The sequence below is a fragment of the Paenibacillus plantarum genome, assembly GCF_013141695.1.
GTDB classification, from domain to species: domain Bacteria; phylum Bacillota; class Bacilli; order Paenibacillales; family NBRC-103111; genus Paenibacillus_E; species Paenibacillus_E plantarum.
Window position 1 is genome coordinate 666,587 of record NZ_WHNY01000067.1, and the last position, 14,877, is coordinate 681,463.

Here is a 14,877-nt window from a genome sequence, read left to right on the forward strand (position 1 = left end):
ATGACCATGAGCGCGAACAAAGCGTTTCATCAGTTGGAAGCGAACATATCAGGTATCTTAGCAAGTCATCAGGATTATCGAACCATCATTGATCAAGTGCGACCGCATTTGCAGGAATTGCTGACCAATGAGCAGTTGCTTCCTGAGGACTTACAAGTGCCGCTGCCGAATAAATATGCGCAGTATTTGCTATATAGGCCGGAGAACGAGTCTTTCGCCGTCATCGCATTCGTCTGGGGAGCGGGTCAAGTTGCCCCGGTTCACGATCATTTGGTTTGGGGGTTAGTTGGCGTTTACCGCGGGTCAATTATAGAGAAGCGATACCGCCGTGAAGATCACGGTGAATCTGCCGAGCCACGTTACACAGTTCGTGAGGTATCAGAGGTCACAGCTGCGCAAGGTGATATCTCCTTTGTCTATCCGCCGGATTATGATATCCATGGCGTTGCGAATCCATTTGATGAGGTCGCCATTACGATTCATATTTATGGGACCGATATAGGGAAACAGCCTAGGCATATTCATGACGTTGCCTCTGGGAATGCACGAGATGTCATAACAAAGCATGATAATTTAAGTCCCATTTTTAACTAAGGCTTGGAATTATCTCTTACTACCAAACAAAGAGGAGCGAAGCGCATATGAGCAAGAACAATCACGGCCCTCTTGCAGGCATCAAAGTCATTGAATTTGGTCAAATAGCGGCAGGTCCCTTCGCAGGCATGTTGTTTGCTGATCTTGGCGCGGATGTGGTCAAGGTCGAACGACCTGATGTGGGGGATAGTATGCGAGACTGGCCGCCATTTATTGCGAACGAAGAAGGTGAGAGCTACAGCTCCAATTTCAGTTCGTTAAATCGGAATAAACGCAGCATAGCGATTGATTTTAAAGCAGCTGCGGATCTTGAACGATTGCGTGAGTTATGTGCGCAAGCCGATGTCATAGTGGAAAATTACCGGCCTGGCGTATTGGCGAAATTCGGGCTTAGCTATGAGCGATTAGTCGAAGAGAATCCGAAACTTGTGTATTGTTCCATTTCTGGATACGGGCAAAAGGGGGCTTACGCACAAAAAGGCGCTTTCGATGTGACCATTCAAGCGATTAGCGGATTGATGAGTGTGACGGGCGAAGAGGAGGGTGCACCTGTCAAATGCGGAGTTCCTGTGGCTGATTTCGTTGCTGGACTTTATGGTGCCTATACAGTCGTTGCTGCGATTCATCAAGCTTCTCGAAGCGGGAAAGGCAGTTACATTGATTGCTCGATGTTAGCTAGTGTGCTGGGTATATCCGCTTTGCAGACTAGTGAGTATTACGGCAATGGCGTGGCACCGAAGCGTTTGGGCAGCGCTCATCCGCGCAATGCGCCGTACCAAGGTTATCACGGCAGTGATAAGCCATTCGTGATTGCAGCTGGCAACGAAAAGCTGTGGCGTGAAGTAGTGGATGCCGTGGAGCTGCCGGCGCTTGCAGACGATCCGCGTTTTCTGAATCAAACGCTGCGCGCGAAGCATCAGAAGGAGCTGGCATTGCTTCTGCAGGAAGAATTCAGCCTGAAAACTGCTGCGGAATGGCTCGACATATTTGATGGACGAGGTGTGCCGTGTGCGCCGATCAATACATTTGAGGATATTTTGCATGATCCTGCGGTGAAGGAAAGTGGCTTGATTCACGAGCTAGCGCTCCCGAATCATACTCAAACGACGACCGTAGGCTATCCCGTTAAGCTAACGGACTACGAGTTTCAGATTTATCGCAAACCGCCGCTCAAGGGTGAGCACACAGAAGAAATTTTCCAAGAATGGGGTGTTTAGATCGTGAGTGAGACAACAAGGGTTCATATTGATATTTACCTCGCGTCTTCGGAATTAATTAAACAGCGCGTTAGCCATCTTTCACGAGAACAGTTGGAATGGAAGCCTGCGCCCGAGAAATGGAGCATCAAAGAAATCGTAGCTCATCTCGTGGATGCCAGCTTCGTGCACGCTATCCGCATTCGTAAAATTGTTGCAGAAAATGGTAAAGAGTTTCTACTCTATGATCAGGATGCATGGGTTGCGAGCTCGCGAGCGAACCAGACGGAGCTCAGTGACATTCTGCTTGCGTTCGATGCCATACTTGCCTATAATGCGCTGTTCTACGGGCGTTTGACAGAGGAACAGTGGGAACGTAAGGGGAATAATAACGGCAAAGAAACCTCCGTTGCGGATTTGTTCCAAGGCTTTATTCGTCATGTGCAAACGCATTTGCTGCAAATTGGTCGTAATTTGGATGCTTTAGGTGTGAAGTAAAGGCACGGAAATAACTTGTAGAATACCGATAAGAAGACCGATAGGGGCATTTTCTGGGACAACAGAGAGGTGCCTTTTTTCTTTTGCACGCATTTCGGTTATACTAACAGGTGCAGAAGAGAAAGGGGCGGTACAATGTTTACGATTACGACCTACACCGTAGAATTGGTTAGAGATCCTTTTGGGATTTTGACGGGGCAACGTTATGAATTTATCATCGATATCGAAGTTGAAGAAGATGATGAACTTTATTCCGAGAGCGGCCTATATATCCGAGCAATCTACAATGTAACCGAAGAAACATCAGCACTTATGAAATACGAGTTGTACGAAAAAACGACCGAGCTCTATCTGGATTTCGACCTAGAGGATGATGAAGTCGCAGTCGTGGAAGCGTTCTGTAAGGAGCACTACTCGGAAGGTAATGAATAAGGAGGAGCGATTTTGCTCTTCTTTTTTTTGTCTTTTTATCAACTATAACCATAACCACATTCACAACCATATATGGAAAACCACAAATCGCCGACCACATACCGCGAAAAGTAGAGCACAGACCGCAAATCGCAACATACCAACTACCAACTACCAACTACCACCCACAACCCACAACCACAAATCGCCGTCCACAGACCGTAACCCGTAACCCGTAACCCGTAACCCGTAACCCGTAACCCACAAACCGCCGACCGCTGAGCGTAGACCGTAACTCGTAATCCGCAGATTACTGACCGTCTACTAACCGCTACGAGAGCATTGAAAGGATCAGATATTAACTAGTTAAGTACTCTAAATGAATAGCTGTATTTTCTACAGTTAATTCTGTTGGATTTCGCATCATTTCCCGATTAGATGGATTTTCTGTAGTTAATTTTAGGTGTTTTTATCGATATGAGCTTATTTGGTAAAATTAACTACGTTTTTCTATTTAAATCAATTTATTGGGGATATTGACCTAAATTAGATGTATATTTTCCAGTTATTTTTATATTTCGTGTGATAACTATTCCACCAACCCAACCTCATTTAGTCAAACACGCAAAAAAAACCTGCACAACGGCAGGTTTCTCATGACACGCATCACTCAAAAATAGTTGGTGTTTCGCTTATCCTTGCAGAATCGTCTCAATGCTGCTAAGCACATCATCTGTCAAATGAATGCCGCTTGCGCTGCAGTTCTCGATAACCTGCTCGGGGCGGCTCGCACCAACGAGAGCACTGGATACGTTGTTTTGACGAAGGATCCAAGCGATCGCCAGCTGGGATACCTTAATCCCAAGTTCATCCGCAATACTGGATAACTGGGCTACTTTATGTAGAGAAGCTTCGTTCAGCTGCTTTTCATCCCAGTTTTTGCTGCTAGCCCGGCTATCGGTGGCGATGGGCTGCCCTGCACGGTATTTGCCAGTCAAGAGGCCTTGAGCAAGAGGAGAGAAGACGACCTGGCCGAAGCCCTTTGTTTCGCCGAGTGGAATGATATCTTTTTCAATATAGCGATTGAACATATTGTATACGGGCTGATTCACGATTAGTTTATCGAGCAATAACTTATCAGCAAGCGCATAAGCCTCCACAATTTGAGCTGGCGTCCACTCACTAACACCGATATAAAGCACTTTGCCTTGAGTGACTAAATCGTCAAGTGCACGTAACGTTTCTTCCAGCGGCGTCTCAGTGTCAAAACGGTGACAGTAATAAATGTCAATGTAATCCGCATTCAAGCGTCGTAGGCTAGCTTCGGCTTGTTCTCTAATATGCTTACGGGAGAGTCCACGGTCGTTAGGACCTTCGCCCATTTTACCAAAAACTTTCGTCGCTAGAACGTAGGATTCCCGAGGATATGCGGAAAGGACTTTACCCATAACCTGTTCGGCTTCACCGCGTTCATACACATTGGCTGTATCGAAAAAGTTAACACCCAGATCGTATGCTTGTTCAATGGAACGTACTGCAGGGTCTTCCCCTACATAGCCGCCATAGGTAAGCCAACTGCCTAGACTGATTTCACTAACTTTGAGACCGCTATTACCAAGTTTCCGATATTGCATGCTGTTCATCTGCCTCCTGCTCTAACATAGAATTTGTACGGGATTGTCTGTACATGTCTATTATAAAGCATGGAACGAGAAGACATAAGAACTGAAAAGCAAGTGAGTTACTTACCTCCAGGTGCGGTACTTAACAACTCAGTATATTAGGCAAACTTCACAACTTTGTTTTTTCCTGTTGTCTTGGCGCGATACATGGCTTCATCCGCTTGTTTGATGAGTTCTTCCGCACTTAAGCCAGTCTTGTATTTGCTGTACCCAATACTCGCGGTTACGATCGTTTCTTTCTCAATGCGGCTGCGGATTCGCTCTGCGAACGCGTCCATTTTCACGCTGGGATCGGACACCAAGATAACCATTTCTTCACCGCCATAACGGCCCGCAATCCCGCATTCTTCAGCTTCGTCCTTCATAATTTGCGCAACCTGTTTGAGCACATTGTCACCCATCTGATGGCCTTGCGTATCGTTTAACTTTTTGAAATTATCGATATCACTGAACAAAATGTAAACGGGCAAATGACGCTGAACGTGCTGTGTAACACGGTTGTAGAAAAATCTGCGATTATAGAGTCGAGTCAAGCCGTCCGTAATCGATGAATTGTAGATGGCTTGCATGAGCTCAACGACACGTTCAAAGAGAATCATAAATAAGAGAAAGTAATAGATGACGGGCAGTATATTGACAGCCAAGATAAGCACAGGCTGTGCATTATCATACACATATGTATTTAGAAGCTGAGACGTCTGAAATAAAAAATAAATCGTCAAAGCAAGCTGATATTTCATTTGCTGACCGATGTAAGGTGGAATCATATAGAAGCAGAGAAAAATGAGTACGAATACGTATAACTCAAGTCCAATATTTTGCAGAAGACGAACCTGATGATCTGTCCCGCTGTATATATTAGGAACAATGAAGTGAAGCGTAGAGACGACAAATCCCATGACGATTAAACCGTAGAAAAATGTATATTGTTTACGGTTCGTGCGATTATATAATTGATAAATTCCCATATTTATAAGTACAAATGAAATAATTTTGAGCATGATCTGTGAGTAATCAGCCAGGCTCGTGTGGATACTGCTAAACATGAAATATAGTTGAAGCAAAAAATGGATACCGACGAAGATGAGCGATATCGTCATGGACATATACGCTTTTTTGCGTCGATCTAGAAACAAACGCAGTGAAATCACGAACATGAGTGCAACCATGACAACGATCATGGCATGGGAGAGAAACGAAGCTAATTCACCGAAAAGTAAATCCATGATGTCCATGAGTTCCTCCAAGTAGGTCTATTTTTCCATAGAAGCAGACTCTATTATAAAGGAAAAAGCGGTGCAGGGATAGAACATTTGTGCTGTTGAGGTTGTGTTCTCTTTTCTATTCGCCAGGCACAGGTTACAATAGGAATTGGTAAGCTCAAGGATTTTGGGAGAGGGGCTCATGCAATGAACATATTGCAAGCATTATTTTTCCCCCCGGAACAACCGGGTGGGGTATCATCCATGGTTCCCTATATTTTGGAACGATTTAATAAAAAAGGTTGGGAAATGGAACTGTTTTCGCTGCCTAAGCGTATTCGCGGCAAGGGAACCGAGGACGTGTCATTCGCTACGTTTGATTGGCGGAAGTATGCCGGAAACCCAATTATCGATAAATACATTCAAACCTATAAAGATTATGTATGGTGGACAAAGCTCAGAATTTCTAAGAAATTTGATATTATACATGCCCATCATCCAATTGCTGCACTGGTTATGAAACAAATTTATCCAGATACGCCTGTCATTTTGACTATTCACTCCAGTTTTGAGCGAGAGCTTATTTTAAATGGGCGCATTGTTGAGAATGGCGTGGAGCATCAATTTCTAACCCAGATCTATGGGGAGTTAGAAGCGAAGGTAGATCAAATTATTACGGTATCAAATTCGTTTAAGCAGTACATGGCTGAATATGTGCAGGACAGTGAACGCATTGGCGTCATTCCAAATGGCTTTGATGAGAAGCGATTCCGTCCGATTTCACATGAAAATCAAGTCACACAATTTATTACGGTTTGTCGTTTAGTTCCAGCGAAGGGCTTGGATACATTGCTGATTGCATGTGGCGAGCTGAAGAAACGCGGACATCCATTTGTTTTACATATTATTGGCGATGGCCCCAGTCGTGAGGAACTTGAGAAATTAGCCATCGAGCATAATATCTATGAAGATACGATTTTTTATGGATATATGCTCCACCCGGAAGAATTCATGCCATTCTTTGATGTGTTTGTTCTGCCATCTCGTGCGGAGGCGTTCGGGTCTGTATTCGCAGAAGCAGCGCTGTGCTGGTTAGCTTTGATTGGTACAAATGTTGGTGGGATCGCTGAGCAAATTGAGCATGGACACAATGGATTGCTTGTGCCTGTCGGGGATGCGATGGCCTTGAGCCATGCATTGGAGAAAGTCGTCATAGATCCTAGCTTCCGCTACAATTTAGCACGAGCTGCTTGGGAAAAGGCGAAAAAAACCTACTCATTGAATCGTGTACTTCGTCAATTGAAAAGTGTGTATGAACGCTATCAAGTACCGTTGCAAACGATTCATGAAGAAGCAGGTCAACAGGAATAAGTTCATAAAGGAAGGCGTTAGAGCCATGAAACGACTGCGGTTTATACATGCTGCCGATTTGCATTTAGATAGCCCATTTAAAGGCATGTCGGCGCTTCCTGAACGGGTTCGAGAACGAGTTCGAGAATCGACGTTCGAAGCGTTGAAGGAGCTTGTGGCGCTTGCGATACAAGAAAAAGTGGATTTTGTACTGATTAGCGGGGATGTCTATGATGTTTCGGATCGTTCATTGCGAGCACAAATTCGTTTTCAAAAAGCAATGGAGCATTTGGCGACTGAAGACATTCCTGCTTATATCATACATGGTAATCATGACCCCGAGGATGGACGTGCCGCAAAGTTGGTTTGGCCGGCAGACGTTCATTTTTTTGCGTCTGAGCATGTGGAGACCTTACAGGTTGTGAAACAAGATCGCGGCATCATCGCCGAAATTCATGGGATATCCTATGGGAGCTCGGCAGTAACAGAGAATCTCGCGTTGAAATTTAAAAGGGGTCAAGCGGAGGTGTGTCAGATCGGACTCTTACATACGAATGTCGATGGAGATCCTCATCATGATAATTATGCCCCTTGCAGTAAGCAGGATTTAATCGATGCTGGCATGCATTACTGGGCACTTGGACATGTACATACAAGACAGGTTATGAACTACCAGCCCGCGATTGTGTATCCAGGCAACATCCAGGGCCGAAGTATTCGGGAAACCGGGCCTCGCGGCTGTTATCTCGTAGACATCGATGATAGTGGACGAGCGGAGCTTATGTTTCACGCATTGGACACGGTGCGGTGGTTTCAAGAAACACTATCTGTGAGCTCAATTCCGTCAGAGCAAATATTGAAAGATCGCTTAGGCGATTTATTAGATCGGCTTCGTCAAGATGCTAACGGCCGAGATGGGATTGTGCGCATCGTTTTGGAAGGCCGTAGTGAAATCCATGAACGACTGCGTAAAGGCCGAGCCTTACAAGAATTAATGGATGAGTTAAGAGAAGATGAATTGGAGCGGAGCAGCTTCGTGTGGATCGAATCGATCGAAGATCGAACGGCCAGTGAGCATGATCTGGCAGCCGTTATGGAAGAGAAGAGCTTCCTTGGCGATTTATTAAGGTATGCGGCAGCGCTGCAAACTGACGAATCTGCCTTAGAGAGCTTCGCAGAAGAAGCTCTTGCTGCGCTGCAGGGAATGCCTCCATTCGCGGGGAATCCAGCTGCGGCAACGCCTGAACAGCTGAACGAATGGCTGCGTTCCGCAGAAGTGCTTGTTGCGGATTTGCTAATCACGGATGGAGGGGGACCTGGATGAGAATTATCGCCATCCAAGTCGATGGATTTGGCAGCCTGCGTGATCGCCAGCTGCATACGGACAGTAATTTGGCCGTTTTCTACGGCGCCAACGAAGCGGGGAAGAGTACGCTCATGGGCTTCGTCCGCGCGGTGCTGTTCGGCTTTCCGACGCGAACGAATCGGTCGGAGCGTTACGAGCCGCTGGGCGGCGGCGCCCACGGTGGCGCCCTAACCCTGCTCGATGAGCAGGGTCAGCGCATCCGCGTCGAGCGCTACGACGCGCCCGCCACAGGCGGCAAACGAGCCTCTGCGGGGCTCGTTAAGGTCACGCTCGCCGATGGTACCACCGGCGGTGAAGAGCTGCTGAACACGCTGCTGGGCGGCCTCTCGGCCGACCTCTATCGCAGCTTGTTCGCTTTTGGTTTAACCGAGCTGCAGGAGCTTCGCTCCCTGCAGACGGACGAGCTCAGCGGCTATCTGTATAGCGCTGGGCTTGGTGTAAGCGGCTCGGCCATCATGGAGGCCGAGCGCAAGCTGACGGCGCAGGCCGACGGCCTGTACAGACCCCGCGGACGCAATCAGGAGATGAACCGTCTCCTGAAGGAGCTCGAGGGTCTGGAGCAGTCGCTGCGCCGCAGCCGTGATGGGGCAGCCGACTACGATCGGCTGCAAGAAGAACGCCGCGCCGTGGAGGCTCGCGCTGCTGCCCTGGAGGGGCAGCAGGAGGCGCTGCGCGCGGAGCTGCACAAGCTCGGCCTGGCCGGCAAGGCGCGCAGCGGCTGGCTCCGCTTGCGGCAGATCGGCCGCGAGCTGGAGGGCCTGCCGGCACGGCCGGGCTTCCCGGAGCAGGCCACGGCAAGGCTGGAGGCGCTCGAGGCCGAGCAGGAGCGCCTCCAAGTGGAGCGCGACAAGCTGCACCTACGTGTGCAGAGTTTGCGCGGAGAGCTGGCTGCGCTCGTGCTGGAGCCGAAGGTACTCGCGCATGGGATCGAGCTGAACCACTTGTTAGAGCAAGCGGCTAGCTATGAGGAGCATAAGCGCCAGATTGAGCAGCTTGGGGTTGAGGTTGCACACCAGCGTGCTCAAGTGGACAGACTGCTAGCCAATTTGGATGTGCAGTGGGATGAGACCGATGTCACTTCATTCGCTATAACGATTTCCCTTCGTGAACAAGTGCGTACATATAAAGAGCAATTCCGCCATCGATCTGAACTTGAACTGCGTATTGGAGCTGAGTTGGAGAGCTTACATGCGCAGGTTGCTCGCGGACAAGACCAGGTCGGTCATCTTGAAGCAGCTTGCAAAGGATTACAGGCAAGCGCGGAGACGATGGATGCCGATCCATTTATTTTATTACAGAAATTGGCTTCGGATTATGCGCGTTGGCAGCTAGTAACTAGTCAATTTAGAAATCAACAAGATCGTCAGGCTGAACAAAATCTATACTTACAAAGTCTCGAAGATGCAACGAAAGCCGGTAAAGATGCAACGCGTGCATTTCGTCAACGTATGATGATAGCAGCAGGCATTCTAGCGCTTGTTACGCCGTTACTTATCGGATGGCAGGGAAATAGGCTTGCAGCTGCAATCGTTTTCCTTATTTTTGCAGGAGTAACTTGCTATATTTGGCTGATGGGTCGTGAAGTGGAAGGGAGTAGAGCTTCTCGTGCCATGCCCTCCACCATTGTCCAAGATCATCGTTTGGAGCAGGAACTCGTGCAGCTGGAACGCCGTATTCAGGAGCAACTGCGCCAATTTGAACAAGTACACTATCAGCAATCTAACCTTCAAGAAGCGGCCGCTGCTACAGAATTTAACAAGCAAGGATCCTATCGAAATACAAGTGTGTTGATTCAAGACCTGCAGCCACATCTGGATGCTTGGTTCCGTGAGGTAGATCAAAGTAAGCATGTACATAGTGAGCAGCTTCGTAAGCTCGAGAAACTAAGGGATGCACGGGAACATTTACAGCTGCTTCAGCAGCAAGTTGAGCAACGTATCCACTACGCGAATGAAGTCAAAAAAGACACGCTTGAGTTACACACGGCCTGGGAGGAATGGTTGCAAAGTCTAGGGGTAGGCTCACATTTGTCAACTGATGCCCTGCTAGAAACGATTCAGGTCATCGAGTTAGCACAAGACGGGCTGCGACAACTTCACAAAATGACTTCCAAGTTAGACATGTTAACCGAAAACGTTCATACCTATGAAGAAACGGTTCGAAAACTGCTTGAATTGCTTCCTTCCAACCAAGATTATTTGTTTGCTTTGAAGCGATGGAAAGAAGATGAGCAGCGCCAGCACGTACGTATGGCGGAACACAGGCAAACTGAACAGCTGATCGTAGAGACGGAACAAGCGTATCTGCTAGCTCAGCAACATATGGATCGGACACAGGCGCGTCTTCAGCAGCTCTTACAGGAAGCCACGGCGCAAGACGGTGAGCACTTGCGAATTTTGGAACGGGAACAGCTGGAACGCAAGAAGCTTGAAGATGAAAGCCGTGTACTTGAAGCCTCCTTGGAGTCGTTAGTAAGCCGGTCATTAATGGCGAGCTTTACGGAGCTGATGGAAGCACAGGGAGAAGAAGATCTGGCTCTTCTAGCTGCTTCGCTGCAAGAGAAGCTGTCGGAGACGATCTTGCAAGCGAATGAGCACAGAGAGATTATTGGCAAACTTTCGGGGCAGATAGAGAAGCTGGAGCAGGGAGCGGAAGCGGCGAATCTGCGACTGCAGGCGGAAGGGATTCGAACGACGTTAGCACAGCAAGTAAATCAATATGCGGTTGCTTCGTTCGCTGCACTCCTATTGAAAAAGGCGCGTGATATGTACGAAAAAGATCGTCAGCCAGGGGTACTTTTGCGGGCTTCTGCGTATTTCGCAATGATGACGAACGGGGCATTCGAAGCTGTAAAGGCACCATTTGGGGAGCAAAGATTACTAGCAGTTAGAGCAAATGGACAGCAAGTAGATACGAATCAACTTAGTCGTGGGACAGCCGAGCAATTGTATTTATCCATGCGTTTTGCACTTGTAGAAGAGTATGGAGGCAAAGCCATTTTACCGCTGGTTTTGGACGATATTCTCGTAAATTTCGATGAGGAACGGATGGAAAGTTGTTTGCGAGTCCTCGCTGATTTGAGTAAGCGTCATCAGGTGCTGCTATTTACCTGTCATGGTCATGTGCGCGATGCGGCAGCAAATGTAATTCCTGATCACCTGTATATTCAATTATAGAGGTTGTCCGAACTGGACTTTTCAACACGCAATTATAGAAACCTGGGACGGGAGGCCTCGAACGTGGAAGGAAACGATAAGAGGAAAGATCACCGAGAAATTTCCTATCAAGTCGGATGGAAAAAAGGCAAGATTCAGTGGAATGAGGGAGCGACTGACGCGCTCCGAGTTCAAAAGGGCAATCAAGAGGCCGAGGAGATCGAAATGAAAAGCCTGCAGCTGCTGTGGTTCCCAGCGATGAAGCTTCCTCACGTGATGATCCTGCCCTTGCTTTATGCGCTCCCAGTCATAAGCTTTGGCTGCACGCTATTGCTCATCTACGGCTTGCGTCAACACTAGCTTAAGGTCAGATGAAAGGAGGGGTTATGAATGAATTTATTTTTAGCAATTCTAGGAGCAGTGGTCGGTCTGTTTGTAACAGGTGCCGGCATCTATACCGCATGGACGGTGCATCAGTTATGGAGGCAGCAAGCTGCCTCGCCAAGAGCCGTCGGCCAAGCCCAGATTGCGGTTACCTATTTCTCCCGATGGACGATCATTGATTACTCCGTCGTTGGTTTATTTATCATAGGACTTCTACTCATGATTGCCATGCTAGTGGCTGTTGGTCGCGATCATACGGAAATCGCAAATTTCCACTGGGGCTATTTGCTTACAGGTATTATCCTTTCTGCGATGGGGATGTTGCTTTTGTTCATACGGTTAGTTATCGTACTCAGCTTCCCGCCAGGGAATGCCCTACAACGTACTTCGCCGGTTACGCCAGATCATCAGCACGAGCCAAACGACACTCACCACGCCAAATAGCGGGTATAAAGCGGTTAACAGCGTTTTAAAACCGATGTGGCTGATGGCATAGCTAAGAAGTAAAATGGCGATGAGCAACAATTTGGGAGGTATCTTGATTCGTTGCTGGAGCTGCATAGATAAGCCATAGGCATCCCCGATAAAAGTCGTGAATATTTCGCCGTAAATAACGAGTAAATAGGCGACTTGCGGGAAATAGCCTAGTTTGGTCATGATATTTCCCATCGGAATTTCAAATTGTGCGATGCCCGGCATTTGTGCGGATAGGGCATAATGTGCCGCTAGTAGAAGTAACCCAATGCCTGCACCTCCAAGCAAGCCACCCCAATAGAGCACAGAGCGATCGCGAATCGCGCCTCCCATTGGAACGAGTACAGCTTGTGCCATGGCCAAATTAAAGGCTGTGTAAAGAAATGGTGCAAACCAAACGCGTACAAGAGAATCTTCGCTTGAGATACGCAGCCAGTTGCCAGACGTTGGTGAATGCCAGGTGTACACGACAATGACGACGCTGAAGAGCAACATAATGGGAACAACAATCGAGTTTACGGTCATGATGGCTTTGATCCCACGCGTTAGAATGACATAAGAAAGTACGAGCGTGATCAGTAGTCCTGTGGTGTACGAGAGGTGAAGCTGTTCCTCAAAAACTGTGCCTGCACCTGCTAACATGACGGTTGTGATGCCAAAAAGAACAACCATCATAAACAAGCTGATCCATTTTCCTATTTTTTCGCCAAAAAGTACTTTATTCAAATCCTCATAGGATTCTGCTTTCAAGTCATGTGCCATAAGCATAAGTTGGATACCAATCCAAATGAACAACACGGTTGATAAAGCGATCGTTAATGTAGCGAGCGAGCCATAGCGAGTGAAGAATTGAAGAATTTCTTGCCCGGAAGCAAACCCAGCCCCAACGACGGTCCCGATGTAGGTGAAGGCGACACGGACAATCTGTGCATGATTTCGCATATATTGCCTCGCTTTCTTTCGTTTGATATAGTACAAGGTATGTTTGTACATAAGCTTGCATGACTGTAACTTAGGGCAAGCTTGCTTTAAGTCCCATTACGCAGCGAAGAGGCAGTTAAAGTTAAACTCGGGAGAGTGTAGGTTGTGAAGGAATTCCTGTTTGATTTTATTAGCCAATATGGCTATGTTGCCTTATATCTTTTGTTGTCCGCCGGGATGCTTGGCGTTCCAATTCCTGATGAGACCTTGATGGTCTTTATCGGTTCTTTGACCGCTTGGGGAGGTCCTTTTGACTTTGGCCCTACACTAGCCGTTATTTATGCAGGGACCATGACGGGCATGACGGTTAGTTATTTGATTGGTCATCGTGTAGGTAAACCGTTTCTCAATCGGTATGGCAAATGGGTCAAACTAACGCCGGAACGAATCGAGAGAGCGGAAGGCTGGTTTAAGAAATATGGTCTATGGACGGTTTTCTTCGGTTATTTCGTACCTGGCGTACGACATTTCACTTGTTATTTGTCTGGCGTTAGTGGTGTGAAGTTTTATAAGTATATTTTGTATGCGGGAACCGGAGCGCTGCTTTGGTGTACAACCTTTGTGACGCTGGGGAGATTTATCGGCAATAATTTTGAAAGTTTTTTACATTTGTTTCACACCTATATGGGAATTTCATTATTCGTATTGGTCATACTAGCTGCTATTGGCGTACTGATCTACCTTCGCTTTCGCAAACATCACATTGTTATACTGAAACGTAAACCGAAAAAAAGACCATGAATTTCAACCTATAAGGCTGAATTCATGGTCTTCTGTTTCATTGTAGAAGGAACTACGAGTTTGCAAAAAGCTTAATGGATTGGATCGTATTGTCATGCGGGTCGATATCGATCTTAAGCAATGTGCCTTGCGCTTTATAAGAAAGCACATAAGTGGAGTTCGTATCTGGCTTGCCTAGGATGGCGATTGCATCCTGCTGACTTTGTCCTAAACGCAAGCCATGCAAACCTGGGTCAATGTCAATCGAGTGCACATCTACGAATTCAAGCGTTCCTTTGCTATTGAAACCAACGGAAAAGTCGTTGAAATCATAAACCTCAATGTTGTCTTCTTCCATGACGAATTGCTTCTTCACTTTACCAAAACGCTCCAAGACGGAAGATTTCGGGGTGCCCAGCTTTAACCCCATCAAAGTCGGCTTTTCTTGTTGATAGGCATCCTCAGCTTTAATCTTCGGCTTAGCGGTGGGCTTCGGACTTGTGAAAACTTGCGATGGGACATCATCTTGATCGACTTTGGTAATACCAGCTACCTGTGCTTCATGCTTCATACTTTCGTCTACCGCAGGTGTGGCTGTCGGGGTTACGACGGTAATCGGAGGCGTGGATTCCTGGTTAACCTGTGAAGGTACATATGTTGATGTTACGTCTATGGTAGGCTTTGGAGCAGGAGCAGATGATTCTTGGCATCCAGTCACCAAGAATGATGCAATTGCAACAGGCATACAGCCTACAAGGATTGGTCTAATTAGGTTGTTCATTGCCATCTTTCCTTTCCTCCGAAGAGTAGTTGTAATCAAAAATAGTAGTAAGATTAATGATACTGTTTTATCGAAGGTTTTCA

The 14,877-nt window shown here is 47.2% G+C and carries 14 protein-coding genes; 10 read left to right on the top strand and 4 right to left on the bottom strand.

Annotation, left to right across the window (positions count from 1 at the left end):
• Nucleotides 1-6 precede the first annotated feature (6 nt).
• The 4 genes from GC096_RS25895 to GC096_RS25910 all read left to right on the top strand — a co-directional run bounded on the left by GC096_RS25895 (nucleotide 7) and on the right by GC096_RS25910 (nucleotide 2,720).
• Nucleotides 7-594, top strand: coding sequence for a cysteine dioxygenase family protein (locus GC096_RS25895; protein ID WP_171634194.1), 588 nt, complete (start codon nucleotides 7-9; stop codon nucleotides 592-594).
• A 47-nt stretch (nucleotides 595-641) separates the two neighbouring features.
• Nucleotides 642-1,811: a CaiB/BaiF CoA transferase family protein gene (locus GC096_RS25900; protein WP_171634196.1), complete on the top strand. Its 1,170-nt coding sequence runs from the start codon at nucleotides 642-644 to the stop codon at nucleotides 1,809-1,811.
• A 3-nt stretch (nucleotides 1,812-1,814) separates the two neighbouring features.
• Nucleotides 1,815-2,288 carry a DinB family protein gene (locus tag GC096_RS25905; RefSeq protein WP_171634197.1) on the top strand — a complete coding sequence of 158 codons (474 nt, stop codon included), beginning with the start codon at nucleotides 1,815-1,817 and terminating at the stop codon, nucleotides 2,286-2,288.
• Nucleotides 2,289-2,423: 135 nt separating this feature from the next.
• The gene (locus tag GC096_RS25910; protein ID WP_171634199.1) at nucleotides 2,424-2,720 is read left to right on the top strand and encodes a DUF6509 family protein; all 297 of its coding nucleotides are present in this window, start codon (nucleotides 2,424-2,426) and stop codon (nucleotides 2,718-2,720) included.
• A gap of 671 nt (nucleotides 2,721-3,391) precedes the next feature.
• Here the strand turns inward: GC096_RS25910 and GC096_RS25915 are convergent.
• Together GC096_RS25915 and GC096_RS25920 are read right to left on the bottom strand one after the other, a co-directional pair.
• Nucleotides 3,392-4,333, bottom strand: a complete 942-nt coding sequence (locus tag GC096_RS25915; RefSeq protein ID WP_171634200.1) for an aldo/keto reductase family protein — start codon at nucleotides 4,331-4,333, stop codon at nucleotides 3,392-3,394.
• A 146-nt stretch (nucleotides 4,334-4,479) separates the two neighbouring features.
• Nucleotides 4,480-5,616, bottom strand: a complete 1,137-nt coding sequence (locus tag GC096_RS25920) for a GGDEF domain-containing protein (protein WP_246302940.1) — start codon at nucleotides 5,614-5,616, stop codon at nucleotides 4,480-4,482.
• A gap of 174 nt (nucleotides 5,617-5,790) precedes the next feature.
• On the opposite strand from GC096_RS25920, the gene GC096_RS25925 reads away from it, so the two are divergent.
• The 5 genes from GC096_RS25925 (at nucleotide 5,791) to GC096_RS25945 (ending at nucleotide 12,282) form a co-directional block, all read left to right on the top strand.
• On the top strand, nucleotides 5,791-6,954 hold the full coding sequence (locus GC096_RS25925) for a glycosyltransferase family 4 protein (protein ID WP_171634202.1): 1,164 nt from the start codon (nucleotides 5,791-5,793) through the stop codon (nucleotides 6,952-6,954).
• 25 nt (nucleotides 6,955-6,979) lie between these two features.
• The gene (locus tag GC096_RS25930; protein ID WP_171634204.1) at nucleotides 6,980-8,257 is read left to right on the top strand and encodes a metallophosphoesterase family protein; all 1,278 of its coding nucleotides are present in this window, start codon (nucleotides 6,980-6,982) and stop codon (nucleotides 8,255-8,257) included.
• Entirely contained in the window at nucleotides 8,254-11,475 is a 3,222-nt protein-coding gene (locus GC096_RS25935) for an AAA family ATPase (RefSeq protein ID WP_171634205.1), read from the top strand. Before GC096_RS25930 ends, GC096_RS25935 begins: the two co-directional genes overlap by 4 nt.
• Nucleotides 11,476-11,538: 63 nt before the next feature.
• The gene (locus GC096_RS25940) at nucleotides 11,539-11,814 is read left to right on the top strand and encodes a hypothetical protein (protein ID WP_171634207.1); all 276 of its coding nucleotides are present in this window, start codon (nucleotides 11,539-11,541) and stop codon (nucleotides 11,812-11,814) included.
• 30 nt (nucleotides 11,815-11,844) lie between these two features.
• A complete protein-coding gene (locus GC096_RS25945) occupies nucleotides 11,845-12,282 on the top strand; it encodes a hypothetical protein (RefSeq protein WP_171634208.1) in 438 nt (145 codons plus the stop codon).
• Here the strand turns inward: GC096_RS25945 and GC096_RS25950 are convergent.
• Nucleotides 12,214-13,254, bottom strand: a complete 1,041-nt coding sequence (locus tag GC096_RS25950) for a YkvI family membrane protein (protein ID WP_171634210.1) — start codon at nucleotides 13,252-13,254, stop codon at nucleotides 12,214-12,216. The two genes, GC096_RS25945 and GC096_RS25950, sit on opposite strands and share 69 nt — an antisense overlap.
• Before the next feature lie 144 nt (nucleotides 13,255-13,398).
• Here GC096_RS25950 and GC096_RS25955 point away from each other — a divergent pair, with 144 nt between their 5' ends.
• Nucleotides 13,399-14,034, top strand: a complete 636-nt coding sequence (locus GC096_RS25955; RefSeq protein WP_312886343.1) for a DedA family protein — start codon at nucleotides 13,399-13,401, stop codon at nucleotides 14,032-14,034.
• 52 nt (nucleotides 14,035-14,086) lie between these two features.
• On the opposite strand, the gene GC096_RS25960 is transcribed toward GC096_RS25955, so the two are convergent.
• Nucleotides 14,087-14,800 (bottom strand): DUF4309 domain-containing protein, encoded by a 714-nt coding sequence (locus GC096_RS25960; protein ID WP_171634211.1) that lies wholly within the window; start codon nucleotides 14,798-14,800, stop codon nucleotides 14,087-14,089.
• Nucleotides 14,801-14,877 lie beyond the last annotated feature (77 nt).

Coding starts and splice junctions, on each gene's coding strand:
- GC096_RS25915 (WP_171634200.1), bottom strand. CDS start 4,333: ATGCAATATCGGAAACTTGGTAATAGCGGTCTCAAAGTTAGTGAAATC.
- GC096_RS25900 (WP_171634196.1), top strand. CDS start 642: ATGAGCAAGAACAATCACGGCCCTCTTGCAGGCATCAAAGTCATTGAA.
- GC096_RS25920 (WP_246302940.1), bottom strand. CDS start 5,616: ATGGACATCATGGATTTACTTTTCGGTGAATTAGCTTCGTTTCTCTCC.
- GC096_RS25945 (WP_171634208.1), top strand. CDS start 11,845: ATGAATTTATTTTTAGCAATTCTAGGAGCAGTGGTCGGTCTGTTTGTA.
- GC096_RS25935 (WP_171634205.1), top strand. CDS start 8,254: ATGAGAATTATCGCCATCCAAGTCGATGGATTTGGCAGCCTGCGTGAT.
- GC096_RS25930 (WP_171634204.1), top strand. CDS start 6,980: ATGAAACGACTGCGGTTTATACATGCTGCCGATTTGCATTTAGATAGC.
- GC096_RS25950 (WP_171634210.1), bottom strand. CDS start 13,254: ATGCGAAATCATGCACAGATTGTCCGTGTCGCCTTCACCTACATCGGG.
- GC096_RS25925 (WP_171634202.1), top strand. CDS start 5,791: ATGAACATATTGCAAGCATTATTTTTCCCCCCGGAACAACCGGGTGGG.
- GC096_RS25895 (WP_171634194.1), top strand. CDS start 7: ATGAGCGCGAACAAAGCGTTTCATCAGTTGGAAGCGAACATATCAGGT.
- GC096_RS25910 (WP_171634199.1), top strand. CDS start 2,424: ATGTTTACGATTACGACCTACACCGTAGAATTGGTTAGAGATCCTTTT.
- GC096_RS25960 (WP_171634211.1), bottom strand. CDS start 14,800: ATGGCAATGAACAACCTAATTAGACCAATCCTTGTAGGCTGTATGCCT.